The 24,421-nt window shown below is 63.1% G+C and carries 23 protein-coding genes; 14 read left to right on the top strand and 9 right to left on the bottom strand.

Annotated elements, in window-relative coordinates; translation table 11 throughout:
* The 5 genes from STE01S_RS07425 to STE01S_RS07405 all read right to left on the bottom strand — a co-directional run.
* The coding region (locus tag STE01S_RS07425) for a Wzz/FepE/Etk N-terminal domain-containing protein (RefSeq protein WP_255265907.1) at positions 1–285 on the bottom strand (285 nt) is incomplete at its 3' end.
* A 77-nt stretch (positions 286–362) separates the two neighbouring features.
* Complete coding sequence (locus STE01S_RS07420; RefSeq protein ID WP_255265906.1) at positions 363–1,127, bottom strand: polysaccharide biosynthesis/export family protein; 765 nt, start codon at positions 1,125–1,127, stop codon at positions 363–365.
* Positions 1,128–1,135: 8 nt separating this feature from the next.
* On the bottom strand, positions 1,136–2,548 hold the full coding sequence (locus STE01S_RS07415) for an O-antigen ligase family protein (protein WP_082813260.1): 1,413 nt from the start codon (positions 2,546–2,548) through the stop codon (positions 1,136–1,138).
* A gap of 4 nt (positions 2,549–2,552) precedes the next feature.
* Positions 2,553–4,421 (bottom strand): polysaccharide biosynthesis protein, encoded by a 1,869-nt coding sequence (locus tag STE01S_RS07410; protein WP_255265905.1) that lies wholly within the window; start codon positions 4,419–4,421, stop codon positions 2,553–2,555.
* A gap of 310 nt (positions 4,422–4,731) precedes the next feature.
* Positions 4,732–5,511, bottom strand: coding sequence for a metallophosphoesterase (locus STE01S_RS07405; RefSeq protein ID WP_062766458.1), 780 nt, complete (start codon positions 5,509–5,511; stop codon positions 4,732–4,734).
* 244 nt (positions 5,512–5,755) lie between these two features.
* On the opposite strand from STE01S_RS07405, the gene wecB reads away from it, so the two are divergent.
* From wecB to hslU, 5 genes are read left to right on the top strand one after another with little or no spacing between them, the layout of a single operon-like run.
* Positions 5,756–6,874 (top strand): non-hydrolyzing UDP-N-acetylglucosamine 2-epimerase, encoded by a 1,119-nt coding sequence (gene wecB, locus STE01S_RS07400; RefSeq protein WP_062766455.1) that lies wholly within the window; start codon positions 5,756–5,758, stop codon positions 6,872–6,874.
* Positions 6,864–8,159: a UDP-N-acetyl-D-mannosamine dehydrogenase gene (wecC, locus tag STE01S_RS07395; protein WP_062766469.1), complete on the top strand. Its 1,296-nt coding sequence runs from the start codon at positions 6,864–6,866 to the stop codon at positions 8,157–8,159. Before wecB ends, wecC begins: the two co-directional genes overlap by 11 nt.
* Positions 8,160–8,207: 48 nt before the next feature.
* Positions 8,208–9,014, top strand: coding sequence for a class I mannose-6-phosphate isomerase (locus STE01S_RS07390; RefSeq protein WP_062766452.1), 807 nt, complete (start codon positions 8,208–8,210; stop codon positions 9,012–9,014).
* 49 nt (positions 9,015–9,063) lie between these two features.
* Positions 9,064–9,630 (top strand): ATP-dependent protease subunit HslV, encoded by a 567-nt coding sequence (gene hslV / locus STE01S_RS07385; RefSeq protein WP_062766449.1) that lies wholly within the window; start codon positions 9,064–9,066, stop codon positions 9,628–9,630.
* A 4-nt stretch (positions 9,631–9,634) separates the two neighbouring features.
* Positions 9,635–10,936, top strand: coding sequence for an ATP-dependent protease ATPase subunit HslU (gene hslU, locus STE01S_RS07380; RefSeq protein ID WP_058812083.1), 1,302 nt, complete (start codon positions 9,635–9,637; stop codon positions 10,934–10,936).
* A gap of 111 nt (positions 10,937–11,047) precedes the next feature.
* Here the strand turns inward: hslU and STE01S_RS19545 are convergent, their stop codons facing one another.
* Positions 11,048–11,221 (bottom strand): DUF1328 family protein, encoded by a 174-nt coding sequence (locus STE01S_RS19545; protein ID WP_003044814.1) that lies wholly within the window; start codon positions 11,219–11,221, stop codon positions 11,048–11,050.
* A gap of 255 nt (positions 11,222–11,476) precedes the next feature.
* Between STE01S_RS19545 and STE01S_RS07375 the strand changes: the two genes are divergently transcribed.
* From STE01S_RS07375 to STE01S_RS07345, 7 genes are all read left to right on the top strand, one after another.
* Complete coding sequence (locus tag STE01S_RS07375) at positions 11,477–12,349, top strand: helix-turn-helix domain-containing protein (protein ID WP_062766446.1); 873 nt, start codon at positions 11,477–11,479, stop codon at positions 12,347–12,349.
* Positions 12,350–12,506: 157 nt separating this feature from the next.
* Positions 12,507–13,421 carry a tetratricopeptide repeat protein gene (locus tag STE01S_RS07370; RefSeq protein WP_062766443.1) on the top strand — a complete coding sequence of 305 codons (915 nt, stop codon included), beginning with the start codon at positions 12,507–12,509 and terminating at the stop codon, positions 13,419–13,421.
* Positions 13,375–14,367 carry a tRNA lysidine(34) synthetase TilS gene (tilS, locus tag STE01S_RS07365; protein WP_062766440.1) on the top strand — a complete coding sequence of 331 codons (993 nt, stop codon included), beginning with the start codon at positions 13,375–13,377 and terminating at the stop codon, positions 14,365–14,367. Before STE01S_RS07370 ends, tilS begins: the two co-directional genes overlap by 47 nt.
* 102 nt (positions 14,368–14,469) lie before the next feature.
* Positions 14,470–16,413 carry an ATP-dependent zinc metalloprotease FtsH gene (gene ftsH, locus STE01S_RS07360; RefSeq protein ID WP_062766467.1) on the top strand — a complete coding sequence of 648 codons (1,944 nt, stop codon included), beginning with the start codon at positions 14,470–14,472 and terminating at the stop codon, positions 16,411–16,413.
* A gap of 49 nt (positions 16,414–16,462) precedes the next feature.
* Positions 16,463–16,858, top strand: coding sequence for a hypothetical protein (locus STE01S_RS07355; protein ID WP_062766437.1), 396 nt, complete (start codon positions 16,463–16,465; stop codon positions 16,856–16,858).
* Between the two features lie 31 nt (positions 16,859–16,889).
* Positions 16,890–17,372 (top strand): DUF11 domain-containing protein, encoded by a 483-nt coding sequence (locus STE01S_RS07350; protein ID WP_062766435.1) that lies wholly within the window; start codon positions 16,890–16,892, stop codon positions 17,370–17,372.
* 25 nt (positions 17,373–17,397) lie between these two features.
* Positions 17,398–18,003 carry a DUF3800 domain-containing protein gene (locus tag STE01S_RS07345; protein WP_062766432.1) on the top strand — a complete coding sequence of 202 codons (606 nt, stop codon included), beginning with the start codon at positions 17,398–17,400 and terminating at the stop codon, positions 18,001–18,003.
* A 78-nt stretch (positions 18,004–18,081) separates the two neighbouring features.
* Here the strand turns inward: STE01S_RS07345 and rpoZ are convergent, their stop codons facing one another.
* Positions 18,082–18,426 carry a DNA-directed RNA polymerase subunit omega gene (gene rpoZ / locus STE01S_RS07340; protein WP_003044837.1) on the bottom strand — a complete coding sequence of 115 codons (345 nt, stop codon included), beginning with the start codon at positions 18,424–18,426 and terminating at the stop codon, positions 18,082–18,084.
* A gap of 137 nt (positions 18,427–18,563) precedes the next feature.
* Between rpoZ and STE01S_RS07335 the strand changes: the two genes are divergently transcribed.
* A complete protein-coding gene (locus STE01S_RS07335) occupies positions 18,564–19,754 on the top strand; it encodes a phospholipase D-like domain-containing protein (RefSeq protein WP_062766429.1) in 1,191 nt (396 codons plus the stop codon).
* Positions 19,755–19,758: 4 nt separating this feature from the next.
* Here STE01S_RS07335 and STE01S_RS07330 read toward each other — a convergent pair whose 3' ends face one another.
* Positions 19,759–20,355: a class I SAM-dependent methyltransferase gene (locus STE01S_RS07330; RefSeq protein ID WP_051066408.1), complete on the bottom strand. Its 597-nt coding sequence runs from the start codon at positions 20,353–20,355 to the stop codon at positions 19,759–19,761.
* Between the two features lie 168 nt (positions 20,356–20,523).
* Here STE01S_RS07330 and STE01S_RS07325 point away from each other — a divergent pair, with 168 nt between their 5' ends.
* Positions 20,524–21,849 (top strand): MFS transporter, encoded by a 1,326-nt coding sequence (locus STE01S_RS07325; protein WP_003044844.1) that lies wholly within the window; start codon positions 20,524–20,526, stop codon positions 21,847–21,849.
* 16 nt (positions 21,850–21,865) lie between these two features.
* Here the strand turns inward: STE01S_RS07325 and STE01S_RS07320 are convergent, their stop codons facing one another.
* On the bottom strand, positions 21,866–24,196 hold the full coding sequence (locus STE01S_RS07320) for a CDC48 family AAA ATPase (protein ID WP_409371971.1): 2,331 nt from the start codon (positions 24,194–24,196) through the stop codon (positions 21,866–21,868).
* Positions 24,197–24,421 lie beyond the last annotated feature (225 nt).

The raw sequence follows: 24,421 nt of genomic DNA, 5'->3' as shown, positions 1-24,421 counted from the left end.
CAGCGAGCGCGCATTGAGCAGCGAATATTGCGTCAGATAGAATTCCTGATTTGGAGTGCTGTCTTCGCGCTTCAGCCCCTCAACATTGGTCACATTCGCCTGTTCACGCGCGATTTCGATCCGCGACGTCGCCATATATTGCGGCGTCATCAACAGCGTAATGATTGTGCCGATGACCACCGTAACCGCAACAATCGCCGCAGCCAGCCAGATGTGCCGTTTCAACGCGTTCCAATAGCCCAAAATCACCGGTGCCGACCAGAATTGCCGGCCGGACGCGGGCATACTCTCGCCATCGTTCAATTGTATTGGTTGCAGGTTAGACATTAAATGGGAACTCGCTCAAAATCGGAAGCCGGGCGTCAGAGGCTATTGTTGTTCAGCACTGCGACTAGGGGAGAGATAAGCAGCGGCGCAGCCTGAAGGAGTTGCTGCAACATACGGCGGCCCGGCGAATCGCCGACAACGACGACATCATTGGGATAGAGGACTGGATCAGTATAGGCTCCGCGCCGTATTGCCTGAAGATCATAGAGCGCGATCATCTGGCGGCCGTTAACCTTCCGATGAATCACGACTTCCTTTAGTTTGGCAAATTCGGTCACTCCGCGCGCTGCGGCGACACCGCGCATTAGCGTCATGCCTGCGACGACTGGATAATTGCCGGGCTGTGCCACTTCGCCGTCCACGGTTATGAAACGGCTGACAGATTCTTCCAAGTTTACGGAAACGCGTGGGTTCCGCATATATCCGGCACGCAGCTGCTGCACGATGCGATCGGTCGCCTCGCCGATTGTCAGGTTGTTGACTGAAACCGACCCGGCCACTGGCAATGCAATATTCCCGTCTCCGTCGGCAGTGACGTGCCGGTTCACCATGCCGTCGATGCCTAGTACGTCGATGATTAGCTTGTCATAGGGGCCGATGCGATAGACATAGCCCTGCTCAGCGCCCGTCTGTCCGTCGGGGCCCGGAAGTTCACTCGCGTCGACTCGCGTGACAGTGGCGCCGCCAACACCACCCTTGGTAAGACTGTCGCCGGCGCATCCAGTCAGGCTAGCGGACGCCATCATCATGGCGCCAATCATTGATACCCGGATGCACTTCGCCAAAATTTTTTGCTGCATAAACCTCTTCACTTCCGCGCGGACCGATAAGCAGTCGAACACCAAACCGCAGCCACGACTCCTAACAACATAAGCGAAGGAACGCGCAGCGGATAGTCAGCTATACTGGAGAGTGCAAGCATGCTCAGAACCGAAAAACCCGCCCTCCCCAAAACTTGCGCGGTGCCGCCTCGACCATCGACGTTCAACTTTCGATTGCGGACCAGAGAGCGGAACGAGGCCAACGCCAGTACTGCCGTCCAAAGCAGTAGTAGCACACCCGGAATGCCAGCCGTCAGAACCAGCTCGGCAAAATCATTATGCGCGTGGTTGAAATAATTCGCCATGATTAGCTTATCAGGTTCATATATCTGATAGGTCTCGACAAAGGTCCCAAGCCCGCTTCCGAAGGGCAGAAAAGTGCCGGTCGCGCGCGCGATTACCGGCAACGCTAAGACGCGTAATTCGTCGGCGGCATCGGTTCCTACTATGCGTTCGAGGGCGGGAGTCCGCAGTACAACGACGGTCACCATCGCCAGCAGCGCGAAAACCAGCCCATAGGTCACCCAACGCACATGTTTGTCGTTCAGTCGGTCTGCCGCGCGCGCGACCGAAACCGGCGGGCGATAAACCCACAATGCGAAGGCGATTCCGACGACGGCGAGGATTAGGCCAGCGCGCGATCCAGTCATCAAAATCAGCGGCAAAAGCAGCATCCCGCCCGCCAGCGCAAGCGAACGCTGGAACAGGAGCTGATCCGGCTTGCCCTGAAACAGCGCCAGGCGTGCAGCGATCAGCGGATAGAGCATGGCCAGAAATATCGCCTGATGATTGCGGTTGGCAAACAGGCCGACGCTGAGGCCGTTATTCGTGATGCGATAGAAATAGAGCGGACCGTTCGCCGGCCCGATCGCCTGCACCAGCCCCAATATTCCGCTCGCAAATCCGAAGCCGATCAGGATCATCAGCAGTTTGCGGTGCCATTGATCGTCGTAGCTCAGGGCAAAGATCAATAGTGCGAGCGGCGCGGCCAGCGAAAAGAGCGCGTTCCAAGTTCGCGCTTGGGCGACCGAAAGGGGTTGCCACGGCAAAGCCATACCTGCGTCGCGATAAATGGACACGATTAGCTCGCGCCCGGGGAGCGCAGTCCACACCACTGGAGGCAAAGGTATGAGTTGCAGAACCGGGAGCGTCACGATCGCGCAAGCTAACAGCATCACCCCTCGACCGCTCTGCCAAGCTTTGCGCCAGTAAAGCGCTACGGCAAAGGCTAGCATGAACATCGTCAACGGCCGCCAGAACAGCAAGGACACCATGTCGTCGCGCGCCCCGCCAGCGACGACAAAGGCCACGACCAGCAAAAACGCTGCACAGATATAGGCGGGTCGCGACCGATCTCCGTTCACTGGCGATCCGGACATAAAGAGAGAGCGCATTTTCATATTATCAAATTGTCCCAAATCCGCTTTTTGTACGAGGTGTGACCGCAATCATTTTATCATCTGCGCTAGACGTTGACGGCGTATAATCGGGAACTACCGCACGGACCACCGCCATTGCTTCTTTAGGGTCGCCCGCATCCAATTCGCGACTAAGCTGCCCGATAAACGCTTTTAGCTCGGGCCAAGCGATCAACTCCTCGTGCGCCTGCATGATCCGGCTATGATCCGTCGGCTGCGGATTTTCCCCGATCAGTAGCTCTTCGTACATCTTCTCGCCGGGACGCAGCCCAATCTCCTCAATGCTGATATCGCCGTCAGGGTTGTCATCGTCACGTACTGTACAACCCGAAAGCCGGATCATCGAGCGCGCCAAGTCGATGATCCGCACCGGCTGCCCCATGTCGAGAACGAAGACTTCGCCACCCTTCGCCATCGCGCCCGCCTGCATCACAAGCTGCGCGGCCTCAGGGATCGTCATGAAATATCGGGTGACCTCAGCGTGCGTCAGCGTCACCGGCCCCCCGACATTGATTTGTGCTTGGAACCGCGGGACAACCGAGCCGCTCGAGCTCAGCACATTGCCGAAGCGGACGATTGAAAATATAGTGTCACCCTGCGTTTCGTTTGCGCGACCTTGAACGATCAGTTCGCAGAAGCGTTTCGATGCGCCCATGATGTTAGTCGGACGCACCGCTTTGTCGGTGCTGACGAGAATGAAGCGCGACACGCCGAGCCGCTCCGCCTCCGTACAGCAATAAAGCGTGCTCATGATGTTGTTGCGCAGGCCCGAAATCGGGTTCGCCTCGACGAGCGGCACATGCTTATAAGCTGCCGCGTGGAAAACGGTCTGCGGCCGATGCCTTTCCATAACCCGCCGTATCGCCGCCGCATCGGCGGCGTTGACCAGCTCGGGAACGAGCGATACGCCTGCGCCGACGCAGCTCTCCTCAAGCTCCGACAGTATAGTATAGAGTGCGAATTCGGACTGTTCGACCAGAACCAGACTACGCGGACCGCGCGCAAGTAGCTGACGGCAAAGCTCTGACCCAATCGATCCGCCCGCACCCGATACTAGCACATTCTTACCGGCAATCGCACCGCCAAGCAGCTGTTCGTCGGGCGGAACTGGATCGCGACCCAACAGATCCTCGACACGAATTTCCTTTAGATCGCGGATCGAGACCTCGCCGTCGATGATATTGCCTATGCTCGGCAGGGAACGAACGCGGACGGGATATTTCTGAAGTCGTTCCACGATTTCGCGACGCCGACCGCGTGTCGCGCTCGGCAGGGCCAGAAGGATTTCGTCGATACCGAATTCGCCGATGAATATGCCGGCATTTCGTCCGTCGAGTACCGGAACCCCGTCGATCCGCGATCCGGCAAGGCTAATATCGTCGTCAATATAGCAGTTGAGGACCAGATGCCCCTCGTGCCGCAACGCGAGCGCGAGCTGCTGTCCCGCACGTCCTGCGCCATAGATGGCAACACGCTGCTGGCGGCCGCGATGCACCAGATGGAGCACGTCAACCAACGCGTAACGGATGAAAACCCTGCTCGTAGCCAGTAGCAGCAGAAGGATCATCGGTTGCAGGACGCCGATCGTGCGCGGTACGCCTTCGATCCCGACGAACATGAAAATGCCGATCATCAGCAACGAGAGCATCAGACAGGCGACGGCAATATCGGCGATGGTCCGACCACCAGTTGAACGGATGATCGCGCGGTAGATTCCCGCCGCCCAAGCGACGGAAAACCAAGAGAGTAGCGCCACGATCACTACAATCAAAAATGGTCGCTCGGACTGACTCCACTGCCCCATACGGATGGAAAAGGACAGCCACGCCGAGGCAACAACGATCACGGCATCCATTAGAAGGGCAATGAAGCGGCGGACGGGACGTGGCAAATCCGCAATTACTCTCAACATACGCACAATGAGCGTAAGCAGGGCCGATGACCCGGGGGATTGCGCTACCATCACGTCGAAAGCTTCAAATCTACTCAAACCCGGGGGTTATTCAAACGGATGGCCTATGTCGAATTCGCCGCATGGCAAACGTCCAGAGTATCGTCCGACCCTTTAGGACTACTGCGCGGGTCAGGCAACCAGAAAGCGGGTTCCACCCACTCTGCGCGGCATTTCGCCGCGATTTTTATTCCCGAAATGGAGAGACTTGGCGTCACGCAGCCTCGGCGAGGCCTTCGGTCTTCAGATAGAAACGCTCGGTGCCCTCAAGCATGATCGCCGACAACACACCCGACCGATAGGCGCCGGTGTCGATACCGATTCGATTGGGCCATTCGTCGATGTCGCTCTGGATCGTATGACCGTGGACGATCATCACGCCATGATCGCGCTCGTCGTTGAGGAAATCCTCCCGAATCCATCTCAGGTCGGCGAGCGCCTGCTTTTCAAGCGGTACGCCGGGGCGGATACCGGCGTGGACGAAGGCATAGTCGCCGATCTCGATCAAATCCTCGCCGCTGCTTAAAAATTCGATATGCGATTGCGGCACCATCGCGGGCAGCTTGGCTGCAACCTCTTCGAAGCTGGCCATGACGAAATCAATCTCGTCATTCCAGTAGCTCTGGACCGTCGCTGTACCGCCGATACGCATGAAATAGCGCAGACGCTGCACGTCGCCCGTCAGCGCAGCGAGGAAACATTCCTCGTGATTTCCAATCAGGAGCCGAGTATCGTCGAATTCACCAGCGAGCGCGATCGCGCGATCGACGACCGCCGCTGAGGCGGGGCCGCGATCGACCAGATCGCCAAGCAGGACAAGAGTGATCTTCGCCGGGCAGCGCGCCGCATTGTCGGCGCGAATCAGATCGATCAGCCGGGAGAATAGGTCGTCGCGGCCGTGAATGTCGCCGATCGCGTAGACGCGCCGCCCGTCCGGGATGGCAAACCTGCTCACCCGCGCGGGGACCGGCTTGCTTTTACGCTTCCAGAACATGAAGAATCCAACTTCCCAATTACTGGCATACCGGAGGGGGCCGGCGTTTAGTCGGCAGTCCCCTAGCTTACACCCTAATAGGTGGCAATATAGGCCACTATCGCACAAAAGTTGCCGCACGCCATTTATGACGGACTTTTGCCAAATATTGCCGCCATTTAAGGGGGTCGCAAGCTTTGCCGATTAATCCCGCGTTAGCGACCCGCGGGTGCTAGGCGCGAGAGGTTCTTGGCCGGAGGATATAATGACCAAGGTGATTACCGTTTTCGGCACGCGTCCGGAGGCGATTAAGATGTTTCCCGTCTTCCATGCGCTGCAGGCAGAAGCGAGTATTGACGTGCGTGTCTGTGTCACGGCGCAACATCGCGAAATGCTCGATCAAGTGCTCGAAATCGCCCGCATCACGCCCGACATCGACCTCGACGTCATGACGCCGAACCAGTCGCTCGACGCGCTCCTCGCTCGGCTTGTCACCGGGCTTGGCGAGACCTTCGATCGCGAGAAGCCCGACCGCATCCTTGTTCACGGCGACACGCTGACGACGATGGCCGCGACGCTCGCCGCCTATTTTCGCAAGATTCCGGTCGGCCATGTCGAGGCGGGGCTGCGCAGCGGCAATATCTATCATCCCTGGCCCGAAGAGGTGAACCGCAAGGTCGCCGGCGCGGTCGCCGACCTGCATTTCGCGCCGACCGACACCGCCGCCGCCGCGCTGCGCGCCGAGAATGTGCCCGCCGACCGCATTCACGTCACCGGCAATACGGTGATCGACGCTTTGCTCGCGACGCAAGCACGTCTCGGTGAGGAGCCATCGCTTGCCGCCGGTCTCGACCCGCTCGCCGCGCGCTTCGCGGGCAAGCGCATCATCGCCGTCACCTCGCACCGCCGCGAAAATTTCGGCGACGGCATGAAGGCGATCGCCGAAGCCATAGCGGGCATCGCGGCACGCAGCGACGTCGCCGTCATCTTCCCCGTCCATCCGAACCCGCATGTGCGCAGCGCGATGGAACCGATCCTCGGCAATCTCGCGAACGTCGCGTTGATCGATCCGCTCGACTATCCGCACTTCGTCCGCCTGCTCGGCCTCAGCCATCTGGTGCTGACCGACAGCGGCGGGGTGCAGGAGGAAGCGCCCTCGCTGGGCAAGCCGGTGCTCGTGATGCGCGAGACGACCGAGCGGCCCGAGGGTATCGAGGCCGGCACGGCGCGGCTTGTCGGCACCGACAAAAATCGGATCGTTTCGGAAATTTTCAGCCTTTTGGACGATAGCGAAGCCTATTCGGCGATGGCCCGCGCGCACAATCCGTTCGGCGACGGCCTCGCTGCCCAGCGAATTGCGGAGATTGTCGCGCGTGCCCATTGATACCGACCAGCAAGTTACCGTCCTCGGCCTCGGCTATATTGGGCTGCCGACCGCGGCGCTGATCGCGCGGTCGGGTTGCCGCGTCACCGGCGTCGATGTCAGCGAGAAGGTCGTCGAAACCGTCAACAGCGGCAAGGTACACATCGAGGAGGTCGATCTCGATGGGCTCGTCCAGGGCGTCGTCGCGCGCGGCGCGCTCACCGCTTCGACCGAAGTCGCGCCCGCCGACAGCTTCGTGATCGCCGTGCCGACGCCGCACGACGCCGATCATCGCCCCGATATCAGCTATGTGCTGGCGGCAGCCCGCGCGATTGCGCCCAAATTGCAAGCCGGCAATCTTGTCATCCTCGAATCGACATCGCCCGTCGGCACGACCGAAAAGGTCGCCGCGCTGATCACCGAACTGCGCCCCGACCTGAAGGTGCCAGGCGCGTGCGCCGGTGCCGCCGACATCTTTATCGCTTATTGTCCGGAACGTGTCCTGCCCGGCCGGATTCTGGTCGAGCTGGTCGACAACGACCGCTGCATCGGCGGTATCACGCCGCGCTGTGCGCGCCGTGCGATGACCTTCTACCGCCAGTTCGTGCGCGGTGCCTGCATCACGACCTCGGCGCGCGCCGCCGAAATGGTCAAGCTCGTCGAAAACAGCTACCGCGACGTCAATATCGCCTTCGCTAACGAATTGTCGATGATGGCCGAAGAAATGGGCGTCGATGTCTGGGAGGTGATCCGCCTCGCCAACCGCCACCCGCGCGTTAACATCCTTCAGCCCGGCCCCGGCGTCGGCGGCCATTGCATTGCCGTCGATCCCTGGTTCCTCGTTCATGGGGCGCCCGATCACAGCCGACTCATCCGTACCGCACGCGAAGTCAATCTCGCGAAGACCGCGCATGTCATCGGCGCCGCCGAAATGCTCGTGTCGCAGCATCCGCAGGCGCGCGTCGCCTGCCTCGGCCTCGCCTTCAAACCGAACATCGATGATTTCCGCGAAAGTCCCGCGGTCGAGGTGGCGGCAGCCCTCGCTCGCCGCTTCGGCAAGCAGGTCGACATCGTCGAGCCCTATGCGCGCGGACTGCCGGCCGAATTCGCCGGTACCGGATCCGAACTCATCGACCTCGATACCGCACTCGCGAAGTGCGACCTGCTGATCGTGCTCGTCGATCATGACCTGTTCAAATCGATCCCGCTCGAAGAACGGTCGGACAAGATTGTCTATGACACGCGCGGTCTCTGGCTCGACCAGCCCGGCGGGAGCACCCCTAACCGGCTCAATCGCGCCGCTTGATGCGCGCGGTCGCTTGACGTCCTCGCGCACGCGACACATGACATCGTCATGTTGACCCGCCTTCCCCCGCATATCGTAGAAAAGCCGTGGGGACGGACCGACATACCCGCGGCATTCGGCGACTTCGGCGAACGGCGCATCGGTGAGATATGGTTCGCGCATCCCGACGGCGATGCGGCGCCGTTGATGATCAAATTCCTGTTCACCTCCGAGCGGCTGTCGATTCAGGTTCACCCCGACGATGTCCGCGCGCGCGCCGCCGGTTATGCGCGCGGCAAGGACGAATGCTGGCTGATCCTGGGCGCCGAGCCGGGTGCCGAACTTGGCCTCGGCCTGAAAGCCCCCGCCGACGTGCCCGCGCTTCGCGCCGCGGCGCAGGATGGGTCGATCGTCGACATGGTCGATTGGCGGCCGGCGCAGGCGGGCGAATTCTTCTATAATGCGGCGGGCACGATCCACGCGATCGGCGGCGGGCTGACCTTGGTGGAGGTGCAGCAGAATTCCGAGTGCACCTACCGCCTCTTCGACTATGGCCGGCCGCGCGATCTGCACCTCGATGACGGGCTTGCGGTTGTCGACGCTGCGCCGTCGTACGACGCTCCGCATTGCGCGATCGACCCGGCGGCGAACAAGCGTCTCGTCGATGGCCCCCACTTCCATCTCCTGCATCTGGGGGCGCCTTTCGATCGCGACTTTGTCGGACCGACCGAGCAAAGCCTGACGCTCGTGCCGCTGGCCGACGGCTGCCGGATCGGCGACGAACCCTTGCCGTTCGGGGAGGTCGCCCTGCTCGAAGACTTATCTTCGCTTGAAATGGCGCCCGGCGCCCGCGTGCTGCTCTGCTGGGCCGCCTGATCGGCCCCTCCCCTTGCGGCTCGGCGTCGCTTTACCCATATCGCGCCGCATGACCCAATCGACCGCGCACCGTGACGCACCCTGGCACGGAACCACCACCCTCTCCGCCCGCAACGCAGACAAGGTCGTCGTAATCGGCGACGGTCAGGTGTCGATGGGGCAGACGGTGATGAAGCCAAACGCCCGCAAGGTCCGCCGCCTCCACGACGGCAGCGTGATCGGGGGCTTCGCGGGTGCGACCGCCGACGCCTTCACCCTGTTCGAACGGCTCGAGGCCAAGCTCGAACGCCACAATGGTCAGTTGCTGCGCGCCGCGGTCGAACTCGCCAAGGACTGGCGCACCGACAAATATCTGCGCAATCTGGAAGCGATGATGATCGTCGCCGACAAGGAGGTAACGCTCGTCATCACCGGCAACGGCGACGTCCTCGAACCGCTCGGTGGCATCGCCGCGATCGGGTCGGGCGGCAATTTCGCTCTGTCGGCGGCGCGCGCGCTCGCCGATTATGAAAAGGACCCCGAGGTGCTGGTAAAAAAGGCGATGCAGGTCGCAGCCGATATCTGCGTTTACACCAACGACCAGACCACGCTCGAAACCATCGAAATTCAGGCATAATATCATGAACAAGGATTTGACTCCGAAGGCGATCGTCGCCGCTCTCGACACGCACATCATCGGCCAGAAGGACGCCAAGCGCGCGGTCGCCGTTGCCCTGCGCAATCGCTGGCGCCGCCAGCAGCTCGCGCCCGATCTGCGCGATGAGGTCAGCCCCAAGAATATCCTGATGATCGGGCCCACCGGCTGCGGCAAGACCGAGATTTCGCGCCGCCTGGCCAAGCTCGCCGATGCCCCCTTCATCAAGGTCGAGGCGACCAAGTTCACCGAAGTCGGCTATGTCGGCCGCGACGTCGAGCAGATCGCGCGCGATCTGGTCGAGGAAGCGGTGCGCCTCGAGAAAGATCGCCGCCGCGGCGCGGTGCGCGCGGCCGCCGAAGAAGCTGCGATGGAGCGGCTGCTCGACGCCCTGACGGGCAAGGGCGCCAGCGAAGCCACGCGCCAGAGCTTCCGCCAGCGTATCCGCGAAGGTCATCTCGACGATAGCGAGGTCGAAATCGAGGTCTCCGACGCCCCCGGCATGCCGTTCGATCTGCCCGGACAGCCCGGCCAGATGAGCATGATCAACCTCTCCGACATGCTCGGCAAGGCGATGGGCGGCCTGCCCAAGAAGCGCCGCAAGATGAAGGTCATAGACGCTGCGACGCGGCTGATCGAGGAAGAGCAGGACAAGCGGCTCGATCAGGACGATGTCGCGCGCGTCGCGCTCGCCGATGCCGAGGCCAATGGGATCGTGTTCCTCGACGAGATAGACAAGATCGCGGTCAGCGACGTGCGCGGTGGCTCGATCAGCCGCGAGGGCGTCCAGCGCGACCTGTTGCCGCTTATCGAGGGCACGACCGTTGCGACCAAATATGGTCCGATGAAGACCGATCATATCCTCTTTATCGCCAGCGGCGCGTTCCACGTCGCCAAGCCCAGCGACCTTCTCCCCGAATTGCAGGGCCGTCTGCCGATCCGCGTCGAATTGGGCGCGCTCAGCGAGGAAGATTTCGTTCGCATCCTCAGCGAAACCAAAGCGGGTCTGCCTGAGCAATATGCCGCGCTTCTCGGAACCGAAGGGGTCACGCTGAGCTTCACCGCCGATGCAATCGCACGCGTCGCCCGGCTCGCGGCCGAGGTGAACGAAAAGGTTGAAAATATCGGCGCCCGCCGACTCCAGACGATCATGGAACGGCTTGTCGAAGAAGTGAGCTTCACTGCCGAAGACATGCCCGACACCACGCTCGAAATCGACGCCGCCTATGTCGACAAGCAACTCGCCGATGTCGTTGGCGATACCGATCTCAGCAAATATGTGCTTTGACGACTAGCTGCCCACCGTCGGATGGCGGCAGGAGCCGCCCCCAGTAATTGCGCGGAAAAAAAGCGGGCGGTTTCAAACCGCCCGCTCTTTTGTCGCTTATGTCGTGACCTGTCAGCTGATCTTCTTCGCCGCGGCCGAACCGAGAACGAGGAACAGAACGACCAGCGCAAGGCCGACAAAGAAGAGAATTTTGGCAATCCCGGCTGCCGCACCGGCCACGCCGGAGAAACCGAGAACGGCCGCGAGCAATGCGATCACGGCGAAGATCAACGCCCATTTGAACATGCTGAATTCCTTTCGACACCTAATCATCCGGATTCGCGCGCTTTGTTTCGCGGGAACTGAGAATTGAACGAATGAGCGGCAGCGAATGTTCCGCGCCCCGTCCTCGCGTCCGCACGTCGGCTTTTCCGCCAATCCGGAATCCGCTTCCTTTCGGCCTGTTGTTTGCGGAACTTCATTTGACTTTCGCGCGTCCACAATGCGAGAACGAGGCGACACGGTCGAAACGGGTTGCAAGCGACCGGCACGGAGACAGCAATGGCAGATGAGGACGTCGCCCCGCAGCAGGGCGAGTTGGCGATCACGCGCACCGGCGACCGGCTTCGCCTAGCGCGCGAGGCGGCAGGGCTTTCGCTCGCCGACATCGCGACGCGTACGCGCGTGACCCAGCGGCATCTTCAAGCCATAGAAAACTCGGAATTTTCGGAACTTCCGGGCCGGACTTATGTCACCGGCTTCGCCCGCGCCTACGCCCGCGCGCTTGATCTGCCCGAGGCCGAAATCGCCGCCGAGCTTCGCCGCGAACTCGACGAGGATGAATATGGCGCGCGGCCGCTCTACGAAGCCTATGAGCCGACCGACCCCGCCCGCCTGCCGACCGCACGGTTGACCTGGACGCTCGTCATCGTCGCGCTCTTGCTGGTCTCGGCCTATGGCGTGTGGCGCTTCCTGTCGGTCGAACCCGACGAGGCGCTGATCGCGGCACAAAATGCCGACGCCGACGCGTCAGAAGCCCCTGCTGCCGCTACCCCGGCGGCAGGCGCTCCCAAGGCGGGCGCGCCGAACGCGGCAGTGCCGGCGAACGCCCCCGTCGTGCTTACCGGCCTTTCCGAAGTGTGGATCGGGTTCGACGATGCCGCGGGCAAGACCGAAAATTGGCGCACGCTCGACGCCGGCGAGACGTATGAGGTTCCCGCAGCCTATATCGAGCAGTTCACGCTGCGCACGAGCCGCCCGCAGGCGCTCAAGATCACCGTCGGCGGCCGCGACGTCGGCGCGACCGGCCCCGCCGATACGCTCGTCAAGGGAATCTCGCTCAAACCCGCCGACCTCGTGGCGCGCGCCGAAGGAAGCGGCAGTACCGCGACGGTTCCGCTGCCCAAGGCCAAAGGCGCCTCCGCGCGCCCCTGATTCGTCTCCGTTCCCGACGGATCGACGCGGCCGCGCGCCGAAATGGGTTTGCGTATCCGCCGTTTGCGGCGTTATGAGAGCATAGAGACAATATAGTTAACTGGTGGGGGCCGCACGGCAGATGAGGAAGTTACAAGGGTCTTTGATCGGCGCGGCAATGATCGCGCTGACAGCGGCGCCTGTTGCACAGGCGCAGGACGCCGGGATCGACAAGCGCGTCGAGCGATTGGAAAAGGAAATGCGGGCGGTCCAGCGCTCGGTCTTCCCCGGCGGCAGCCCCGCTTTCTTCGAGGGCGAGATCGCGCCCGACAACACGCCCGGCGAACGCGCGAAGGGCAATGCCCCGGTCATCGACCTCACCGCGCGCGTCGATGCGCTCGAAGCCCAGCTTCAGACGCTCACCGGCCAGACCGAGCAGAACAGCTATCAACTACGCGAACTCGAAAAACAGTTCGCCGCCTATAAGGCCGAAATGGAAAAGCGCCTTGCCGCCCCCGCCATCGGCGGTGAAACCCCGGCAAGTCTGCCGCTTGCATCGGGTTCGGGGGCGACCAAGCCTGCCACGGTGACGCAGGCGTCGACGACTACGACCACCAAAAAGCCCTCAACGACGACGCCCGCCGCGAGCAAACCCGACACCAACCGGCTCGCGCTCGTCAAGAAGGTCGAAATTCCGGCGACCGGCAACGAGGCCGAAGATGCCTATACCTACGGCTTCCGCCTGTGGGATGCCAAACTCTATCCCGAGGCGCAGGCGCAGCTCAAACAGGTCGTGGCAAAATGGCCGAAGAGCAACCAGGCAAGCTATGCGCAGAACCTGCTCGGGCGCGCCTATCTCGACGAAGGCAAGCCGAGCCTTGCCGCCGTCGCTTTCTATAATAATTACAAGGATCGACCGAGCGGGCCCCGCGCGCCGCACAGCCTGATGTATATGGGAGTAGCGCTCGACAAGCTCGGGCGCAAAGCCGACGCCTGCAAGGCCTTCCGCGAACTGGATGAGGTCTATGGCGACAAGGCACCGAAGGATGTCCGCGACGATGCTGCCGCCGCAAAAGCAAAAGCAGGCTGTTGACAGCGACGCCGTCGAGCGGCTCGGCGGCGAACTCGCCGCGCTCGTCGGCGCCGACTGGCATCGCCGTGACTATGGCGTCGCCGTATCGGGCGGCCCCGACAGCATGGCGCTGCTCTGGCTGATGGCTTCGCTGCTGCCCGGGCAGGTCCGGGCGGCAACGGTCGATCACGGATTGCGCAGCGGTTCGGCCGAAGAGGCGCGCATGGTCGCGGCTTTCTGCGCGCGTGAACATATTCCCCACGCAACGCTGACGCCGGATAGTCCAATCGCGGGCTCGCTGCAGGCCGCGGCGCGAACGGCGCGCTATGATCTGCTCGACGGCTGGCGCCGCGAACAGGGAATCGACTTCATCGTCACCGCGCACCATGCCGACGATCAGCTCGAAACGATGATCATGCGGCTCAACCGCAGCAGCGGCGTCGGCGGCCTCGCCTCGATCCGCGCCCGCAACGGCCAGGTTTTGCGCCCCCTGCTCGGCTGGCGGCACATGGACCTGACGCGGCTCGCGCTCGATCAGGACATTCCGTTCGTCGACGACCCGTCGAACAGTGACGAGCGCTTCGACCGGGCGCGGCTGCGCCATGCGCTGCGCTATCAGTCGACGATCGACGCCGAAGCCGCCGCGCGCTCGGCGCGCTGGCTCGCCGAAGCCGACGAGGCGCTCGACTGGGCGGTCGATCAGGCGATCACAAGCTGGCCCGAGGTCGACGACACGGCCGTCATCCGCGATCTCGGCTATCCGCCCGAGCTTTTCCGACGCATCGTCATGCGCCGCCTGTCGCATGCCGACCCGCGACTCGTGCTGCGCGGCGTCACCCTCGACACGGTCATCGCGGCGATGCGCGAGGGTCGGCGCGCAATGGTCGGCAGCCTGTTGATCGACGCCGCGGGCGAGCGCGACGGCTCAATCTGGCGCATTTCCTCGGCGCCGCGGCGGAAAAGCTGAATTTATCGCGCTTGGCGCATTGTCATTTAACCGGATATTCCTATCTTGCAGCCTATGGTCGCGGCTTCTCGCGATGCTGGCGTTGATTGGGATATTCTCCGAATGCAGGACGACAAGGAACCGCAGGGCAACCCCTGGATGAAGAGCGTGATGATCTGGAGCGGCATTCTGCTTGCCATGCTCCTCGTCGCGTCGATGTTCGGCGGCGCCTCGCAGGGCACGGGTTCTCCGATGGCTTATTCGGAGTTTCGTCAAAAGGTTCAGGAAGGCGCGGTGAAGGAAGTCGTCCTCTCCGACGACCGCGTTTCCGGCAAGCTCAACAGCGGCGAAAGCTTTTCGGCCAATATCGTCCGCGACCCCGAACTGCTCAAGCTGCTCAACGACAATGGCGTCAAATATGACGGCAAGCCTACCGATCAGGGCAATATTTGGGTCTATCTGCTGATCCAGGCGCTGCCCTTCATGCTGATCCTCGGCATCGCTTTCTTCGTTTTCCGCCAGGTTCAGAAAAATAACGGGTCGGGCGCGATGGGCTTCGGCAAGAGCCGCGCGAAGATGCTTACCGAGAAGCAGGGCCGCGTGACCTTCGACGATGTCGCGGGCATCGACGAGGCGCGCGAGGAGTTGCAGGAAATCGTCGAATTCCTCAAGGACCCCACCAAATTTTCGAAGCTTGGCGGTCAGATTCCGAAGGGCGCACTGCTCGTCGGCTCGCCGGGGACCGGCAAGACGCTGCTCGCTCGCGCGATCGCGGGCGAGGCGGGCGTCCCCTTCTTCACCATCTCGGGTTCAGACTTCGTCGAAATGTTCGTCGGCGTGGGCGCCAGCCGGGTCCGCGACATGTTCGAGCAGGCGAAACGCAACGCGCCGTGCATTGTCTTCATCGACGAAATCGACGCGGTCGGCCGCCATCGCGGTGCCGGCCTCGGCAACGGCAATGACGAGCGCGAACAGACGCTCAACCAGCTGCTCGTCGAAATGGACGGCTTCGAAGCGAACGAGGGCATTATCATCGTCGCGGCGACGAACCGTCCCGACGTTCTCGATCCCGCGCTGCTGCGTCCGGGCCGGTTCGACCGCCAGGTCGTCGTCCCGCGCCCCGACATCGAAGGCCGCCAGAAGATCCTCGAGGTCCATACGCGCAAGAAGCCGCTCGCCCCCGACGTCGACCTGCGCCGTATCGCGCGCGGCACGCCCGGCTTTTCGGGCGCCGACCTTGCCAACCTCGCCAACGAGGCCGCGCTGCTTGCGGCGCGCAAGGGCAAGCGCCTGATCGCGTCGGGCGAGTTCGAGGAAGCCAAGGACAAGGTGCTCATGGGCGCCGAACGCCGTTCGATGGTGATGACCGAGGACGAAAAGAAGGCGACCGCCTATCACGAGGCGGGCCACGCACTCGTGTCGATCCATGTCGAGCATAATGATCCGCTGCACAAGGTGACGATCATCCCGCGCGGCCGCGCGCTGGGCGTGACGTGGAACCTTCCCGAACGCGACCGCTATTCGATGAGCATGAAGCAGATGAAGGCGCGCCTCGCGCTCTGCTTCGGCGGCCGCATCGCCGAACAGCTCATCTACGGCAAGGACGAGCTTAATACCGGTGCGTCGAACGACATCCAGCAGGCCACCGACATGGCGCGCTCGATGGTCATGGAATATGGCATGTCCGACAAGCTCGGCTGGCTGCGCTACCGCGACAATCAGGACGAGGTTTTCCTCGGCCACAGCGTCTCGCGCGCGCAGAACATGTCGGAAGAAACGGCCAAGCTGATCGACGCCGAAGTCCGCCGCCTCGTCGAGGACGGCGAGAAGACGGCGCGCAAGGTGCTCACCGACCATCTCGATGAGCTGCATCTGCTTGCAGGAGCGCTGCTCGAATATGAGACGCTGTCGGGCGAGGAGGCGCGCCGCGCGATCAAGGGCGAGGACATTGGCCGCGACAGCGACGCGAACAAGCCCGGCGCCCCCATTCAGGGTCACGCCGGCGGCCTGCCGCAGATCAAGCGCAAACCGCGCCCTTTCGGCGACACGCATCCTCAGGGCGCGTGACGACCGTCGATTCAGCCGGTATTCAGGGGACCGAAGGAATTTCGGCGACATGATCAACGGCAGGATGCGGCGCATGGGACTGGTTTCGGCGGCTCTGGCCGCCGGGCTGGTTTTGACCGCAGCGTCGCCCGGCGACATGAGCGTCGCGACTTTCCTGCAGCGCGCCGAAGCGTTGCAGCGGCTTGGGCCGCTCGCACTCGCCATGCCCGAGACGGACCAGCTCAAGGGCGAAGTCATCGCGGCGGGCAAACGCTATCAGGCGCGGATCGAGGCCGACCGCAAAGCAGGGCGCAAATCGGCGAGTTGCCCGCCCAAGAGCGGCACGCTGACCCCCGAGCAATGGCTCGCGCATCTTCGCACCTATCCGCCGCAGAGCCGCAGCCGCACGACGATCAACATGGCGTTCGACGGGCTGATGCGGAAACGCTATCCCTGCCCTGCTTGAGCAGGTCAATTTTCACCTTTCGAAGGACCAGATGATGCGCGGCAGGCTTTTCGCATATATTCTCGCGGCAGGCCTTGGCGCCGCCGGCCCCATGGCCGCCGCGCAGGAAAAGGGCGCGCTGACCTCGACGGTGGAACTCGAGAAGATCAGCGGCGCCGACAGCGGCAAGCCCGTCAAATCCTATGTCGCCCCGGACGTCGTCGTTCCCGGCGACCGCGTGCGCGTCACGCTGCTGTTCGCCAATCCCGGGTCCAGCCCGGCGACGGGGGTTCGCATCGTCAACCCGATCCCCGCAGGGCTGGTCTTCGACGGCACCGACGACCGCGCCGATTTCAGCGTCTCGGTCGACGGCGGCAAGATTTTCGGCGATCTTGCGGGACTCACCCTCCCCGGCGCCGATGGGTCGCCGCGCGCGGCGACCGATGTTGACGTGACTCATGTCCGCTGGCTCTGGAGCACCGCCGTACCGGCAGGCGGATCGCGCTCGGTTGCCTTTTTCGGCCGCGTCAAATGATCGACGCACGGGGCGCGGCGCAGGCATGACCATATATTGCGACGAATCGGGCGGCCTCAACGCCGGCGCGATGACTTTTGCCGCTGTGATGCTTACCCCCGAAGCCGCGGCGCAAATCCATGCCCGCTTTCGCGCCGTGACGGGACTGCGCGGCGAACTCAAGGGCAGCCGTATCAGCCTGACCGAGCGCGCCTATCTCCTCGAACTTTTCGACCGGGCGGGCGGACGCGCCTGGGTAGCCGTCGCCAAACGCGCGCGGCTCCAGCCGCCGGCCGACGGCCAGCCGCCAAGCGATCTGGCGCTCTATGCCGCGCTTCTCGATCTCGCGATCGGAAGCTGGCTTCCCGAAACCGGCGGCGTGTGCAGCGACGTGGTGATCGACGACGGTCGCTACGATCCTGTAATTCTCGAAAATGTCCGCGAGGCGATCCAGACCGGGCTCGGCGGCTGGGGCCGCGCGTCGCTCGCCGACAGCCGCCGCTCGGAAGGCGTGCAGATCGCCGATGTCGTCGCGAACAGCCTCTATAATGTCGAGGTCGCGTCACCGCGTGCACGGCGCATCGGCATCATTATCGAACCGATGCTCGCCTCGCGCGCGATCCGCGTCGCCGAACTCACGCAGCTTCCCTGAGCGCGCCGCCAAGGGGGCTCAGAAACGAAAAGGGGCCGCGGTTTCCCGCAGCCCCTTTCCGTAGTGCTTTCGCCGATCTTAGTCGAAATCGGCACCGCCACCCGCGGGACTGCGCGGCGGCGCAGCCGCGGTGAGGCGAAGCGCCTCGGCCGAGCGGGCGATCGAGCTGATTTCATCGGGCGTATCGTCATCGTCGACGACAACCTTCTGCAGCGATCCGGTGAGCGCGTCCTTGAGGTCGACGGGGCGGATCGTCTGTTCGGCGATCTCGCGCAGCGCGACGACCGGATTCTTGTCGCGATCGCGATCGATGGTCAGCTCCGAGCCGCCCGAAATCTCGCGGGCGCGATGCGCCGAAAGCAGCACCAGATCGAAACGGTTGGGAACTTTGTCGACGCAATCTTCGACGGTAACGCGGGCCATCTTGTTTCCTTAGATGAGGAGAGGCCAGCCCGATGGGCATGGCGGCAAGCGCTGCGCGCTAACAGGCAGCGCCCGATATGTCAACAAAACCGGGGCGCTTGCGGCGCTTCGCGGCTCCTGCTTATGACAGGCGCAGGATGACCGAACCCCCTGCCCCTGCCCGCGACGGATTGCATTGGAGCGCCGATGTGGCGGGGCACCGGATCGAGCTGCTGTTCGACGGCGCCGCGCGGCTCGAACAATTGCTCACCCTGATCAATGGCGCGATCCGCAGCATCGACCTCGTCATGTATATCTTCGAGGGCGACGGCGCGGGGACCGACGTTCTCGAAGCGCTTGCCCGCGCGGCGCGGCGCGGCGTCCGCGTGCGCGCGGTCATCGACAGTTTCGGTTCGTCGAACACGGCCGACAGCATCTTCGTGCCGCTGCGTGATGCGGGCGGCGAAGTGACCTATTTCTCGCGCCGCTGGCGATCGAGCTATCTGATCCGCAACCACCAAAAGTTGATCCTGGTCGACGGCGATATCGCGATCACCGGCGGCTTCAACATATCCGACGACTATCTGAGCGCACCGCGCGCCGACTGCTGGTTCGATCTGGGGATGGTCCTGCGCGGGCCGAGCGTCGCGCGCGCCGTCCAGTGGTTCGCGCAAATCCGCGACTATGCCGTCAACCACGACGGCAAACTCCTCATGCTCCGGCGGCTGATCCGCGAATGGCCGGTCGAAAATGGCGCCGTAACCTGGCTTGTCGGCGGACCGACGCAGCGCCTCTCACCATGGGCGCGCGCCGTGCGCGCCGATCTCGAGGGGGCACGGCAACTCGACATGGCGATGGCCTATTTCTCGCCGACGCAGGGGATGTTGCGCCGACTCGGACGCGTCGCGCGCTTCGGGCGCGCGCGTTTCGTCATGGCGAGCAAATCGGACAATGCTGCCACGATCGGCGCCTCGCGTCTGCTCTACGGCTATCTTCTGCGCAAAGGCGGGGCGGTTTGGGAATATCGGCCGTGCAAATTGCACATGAAGCTGATCGTCATCGACGACATCGTCTATATCGGATCGGCCAATTTCGACGTGCGAAGCCTGTTCGTGAATGTCGAGATCATGGTGCGGATCGCGGATCCCCATTTTGCAGAGCGCATGCGCGGTTTCGTCGCAGGACTCGAAGAGGATTGCGACGTAATTACCGCCGAAACGCACAAGGCCCGCGCCGGCTGGCTGACCCGGCTGCGCTGGACGCTTGCCTGGTTCGTGGTCGGTGTGGCCGATTATACGGTATCGCGGCGGCTGAATTTCGGGCTCGCCGAACCCGATCCCGAGCTTTGAGGGCTCAGTCTTTCCAGCCCCAGAACAGGAAACAGGGCGGGACATTGACCCATTCGAAGGCGTTGTCGATGCGCTTGAAATGTGCCGCGAGAAAATCGCGGGCGCGGGCGCGGAACTGATAGACGAGGAAGGCCCCGCCCGGGCGTAGCACGCGGTGCGTCGCTGCCGCGATCGCCGGCCCGACGCCTGCCGGGAGCGTCGAAAAGGGCAGACCCGACAGCACATAATCGGCCTTGTCGAAACCGTGCGCCTTGACGATTTCTTCAACGTCTGCCGCGGAGCCATGCACCGCAACGAAGCGGCTGTCGCGGATCTCCTTGCGCAGATAGGCGATGAAATCCTCGTTCGTGTCGATCGCGATCAGCATCGCATCGCCCGCCAGCCGTTCGAGCACCGGGCGGCAAAAGGTGCCGACGCCGGGGCCATATTCGACGAACAGCTTGGTATTCTTCCAGTCGACGGGCCGCAGCATGTGGCGGATCAGCGTCGGTGACGAGGGCACGATCGACCCGACCATGACGGGATGCTTGATGAATCCCTTCACGAACATACCCCAAGGGCCAAAAAATCGCTTCAGCCTCTCGCGGATCCGACGGGACATCGCGATTTTCGATTCTTGGGCCTGCGCCCGCGGATTGGTCATGATGGCTTTCGCGTTGTTGCGGTTCTTGGTGGAGTGGCAAAATCGTGGCGGCGGTGCAAGAAAAGAGTCTGTCTTGACACTGGACAGACGCCCGGCGGCGTGTAGGGAAACAGGCACTTGCGGTAAATGGTTGGAAAACAGGGGGAGGACGAATTGAGCAATATGACGCGCTCGATTCCGGCCGATCGCATGGCCGTCCTCTTCGCCATCATGCTCGTCGCCGCCGCGGGCAATACCGCGATGCAGTCGATTCTTCCCGCCATCGGCGCCAAGCTTCACATCCCCGATGTCTGGGTCAGCCTGGCGTTCAGCTGGTCGGCCTTGCTCTGGGTGCTTACCGCTCCCTATTGGGCGCGCCAGTCGGACAAGCGCGGGCGCAAGGTGCTGATGGCGCGCGGAATCATCGGTTTTTTCCTGTCGATGGCGCTGTGCGGCGTGACCTTGTGGGCCGGGCTCCAGGGCTGGCTCGCCGCGGGCGCGACCTTCATTCTCTTCGCGCTTTTCCGCAGCCTCTACGGCGGCTTCGGCTCGGCCGCGCCGCCCGCGGTCCAGGCCTATGTTGCCGCACGCACCGATCCCGAGGAGCGCACGCAGGCGCTGTCGCTGGTCTCCTCCTCCTTCGGGCTCGGCACGGTGATCGGCCCCGCGGTTGCGCCCTTCTTCATCCTCCCGATCTTCGGCCTTGCGGGGCCGTTGCTCGTCTTTGCCCTGATCGGCCTCACGGTGCTTGTGATGCTGCGCTGGCGGCTTCCCGACGATATGCCGCGCTTCGCGGCACGCGGTGCGATCGCCTCCTATCCGCTCTCTGCAGGACCGGGCGAACCGACCGCCGAGGATGAGAATGAACTCGACCCCGCCGAGCAGGAATCGCTCGGCTGGCGCGACCGGCGCGTGCGCCCCTGGCTGCTCGCGGGATTTTTCGGCGGTCAGGCGCAGGCGATGATGCTCGGCGTCATCGGCTTTCTCATTCTCGACCGGCTGCATCTGCGTCTGAGGCCCGACGAAGGCGCAGCGATTACGGGTATCGTGCTGATGGCCGGCGCCTTTGCGACGCTGCTCTCGCAATGGGGGCTGATCCCGCTGCTCAAGATGACCCCGCGCACCACCGTCCTGTACGGCGCCGCTTTTGGGGGCGTCGGCATCCTCATGACCGGGCTGGCGCAGGATCTGCACGCGATCGTCATCGGTTTCGCCCTCGCCTCGCTCGGCTTCGGACTGTTTCGGCCCGGATTTACCGCCGGCGCCTCGCTCTCGGTCCCGCGCCGCGACCAAGGCAGCGTCGCCGGGATGACGGCGTCGATCAATGGATCGGCCTATATCATCTCGCCGGCCATCGGCGTCCTGCTCTACAATTGGCACCCGATGATCAGCTACGGACTGATGGCCGCTTTTTGCGGCTGGCTCGTCCTCTGGGGCTGGTCCGCCTTACGACAGGACCAGCCCGCAAACTGAGCATTAGCGCTTCGCGTCAGCCCTTCGCATCATCGGCGTGCTTCTGCTCGCGAACGGGTTTCAGCATGCCGGGCGCGAAAAAGCCGATCGGGTCGATGCTCATCGCCTGCTGCTTGATCTCGCCCTGGATTTTTTCATAGTCGCGCTCCATCGCCTCCGTGACCGAAGCGCGGGTATCCTTCAGCGCAGCTTCGAAATCGGCCATGGTGACGAGATCGCTCGCGATCGATCGCTTGAGCGCGGCAAGCCCCGCCCGGCGCACCAGATCCTCCAGATCGGCGCCCGTAAAGCGGTCGCTACGCTCGGCGAGCGTGTCGAGCGACACATCGTCGGCTAGGGGCATTTTGGCGGTATGGATCTCAAGAATCCGCCTCCGTCCCTCGGCATTCGGAACCGAGACATAAATCAGCTCGTCGAGTCGCCCCGGGCGGAGCAGCGCGGGATCGATCAGGTTCGGGCGGTTTGTCGCGCCGATGACGATCACCGATTGCATCTCTTCGATTCCGTCCATCTCGGCTAGGATCGTGTTGACGACGCGCTCGGTCACCTGCGGTTCGCCCGACGTTCCGCTGCCGCGCGCCGGCACCAGACTGTCGAGTTCGTCGATGAAGATGATCGTCGGCGCAACGGCGCGTGCCCGCGCGAACAGCCGGGCGATCTGCTGCTCGCTCTCGCCATACCATTTGGACAGAAGGTCCGACGATTTGATCGCAATGAAATTCGCGTCCGATTCGCGCGCTGCGGCTTTTGCCAGCAAGGTCTTGCCCGTACCGGGCGGACCATAGAGCAGAAAGCCCTTCGCCGCGCGAATACCCAGCCGCCGGAACGCCTCGGGATGTTTGAGCGGCAGTTCGATGCCTTCGATCATCTTGTCGCGCGCCGCGTCGAGCCCTCCGATGTCGCTCCAGCGCGTTTTCGGCGCCTGCACCATCACCTCGCGCATCGCCGACGGTTGGACGCGCTTCAGCGCATTCAGAAAGTCGTCGCGCGTCACGCGCAATTCCGCGAGAACTTCGGGCGGGATCGTTCCTTCCTCAAGGTTCAGCTTGGGCATGATCCGCCGCACCGCCTCGATGGCCGCCTCGCGCGTCAGCGCGGCCATGTCCGCCCCGACAAAACCAAAGGTCGTGCGCGCAAGCTCGCCCAGATCGACGTCGTCACCCAACGGCATGCCGCGCGTATGGATCGCGAGTATCTCGCGGCGCCCGCTTTCATCGGGCACACCGATCACGATCTCGCGGTCGAAGCGGCCAGGACGACGCAGCGCCTCGTCGATCGCGTCGGGGCGGTTCGTTGCCGCAATGACCACCAGATTGGTGCGCGGTTCGAGCCCGTCCATCAGCGTCAGAAGCTGCGCGACGATGCGCTTTTCCGCCTCGCCCGTCACCTGTCCGCGCTTCGGCGCGATCGAATCGATTTCGTCGATGAAGACGATCGACGGCGCGGCCTTGGTCGCGGCCTCGAAAATCTCACGCAGGCGCTTTTCGGACTCGCCATAGGCGCTGCCCATGATCTCCGGCCCGTTGATCAGGAAAAACTGTGCATCACTTTCGTTCGCAACGGCGCGGGCCAGCCGCGTCTTGCCGGTTCCCGGCGGGCCGTGGAGCAGAACGCCGCGCGGCGGATCGACGCCGAGCCGCTGAAACAGTTCGGGATAGCGCAGCGGCAGCTCGACCATCTCGCGCAGCTGATTGATCGTGTCACCAAGCCCCCCCAGATCGTCATAGGTAACGTCGGTGCGCCGCGCGTCCTGCGGCTCCTGATATTCGGACAGCAGTTCGACTTCGGTGCTTTCATCGATGAACACGACGCCCTTCGGATTCGCCGAGACAACAAGCAGGCGCACCTCGGCGAGTGCATAGGCGGGCGCGTTGAGCATCTGGCGCAATTGCGGCGGCATATCGCCTGCGGGAACGCGCTGTTGCCCTGCGGTCGCGACCGTATCGCCGGCGACCAGCGGACGGCCGAAGAAACTGCGCTTGAGCGCATTGGCCGAGCCCTGCAGCCGCAGATTTTCCTGTGCTGGCGCAAAGACTACGCGCGTCGCGGGCCGCATCTCGACCCGGCTCAGATGCACCATATCGCCCGCGCCGGCGCCAGCATTGGCGCGTTGCAAGCCGTCGAGGCGGATTACCTCGATCCCCTCATCCTCGGCATAGGGCGCTACGACACGCGCCGCGGTGTCGCGTTTGCCGCTGATCTGGATGACATCGCCCTCGGTCACGCCGAGTTCGGCCATTGCGGTGCGCGGAATCCGGGCGATCCCCGCGCCGCTTTCTTCTGCGCGCAGTGTCGCCACCTGAAGCTTGACCTGCTTTTCTTTTACCGGTGCGTCGGCCAACGCCAATCTCCCACAAAGAGTTCAGAACGGCAGAGATAGGACGGCAGTTCCCGATTTGCGACCCCTAGGGCCAGGACCCATTAATTCCGCGATCGAGGTTTGAATCGATTTTGCTCAGGGCGAGGAGAAAAGGCGAAGGAATATTCTGATATTTCGAGACTTTTCGACGACGCCCTGGGCAAAATCGGTCAAATCCCGCAGGGACGCCGAAATGGCTTCGACCTCGGGCCC

It is taken from the genome of Sphingopyxis terrae subsp. terrae NBRC 15098, assembly GCF_001598815.1.
Classification (GTDB): domain Bacteria; phylum Pseudomonadota; class Alphaproteobacteria; order Sphingomonadales; family Sphingomonadaceae; genus Sphingopyxis; species Sphingopyxis terrae.
Note: the sequence above shows the minus strand (reverse complement) of the source record. Positions and strands in the feature narration are given on the sequence as shown.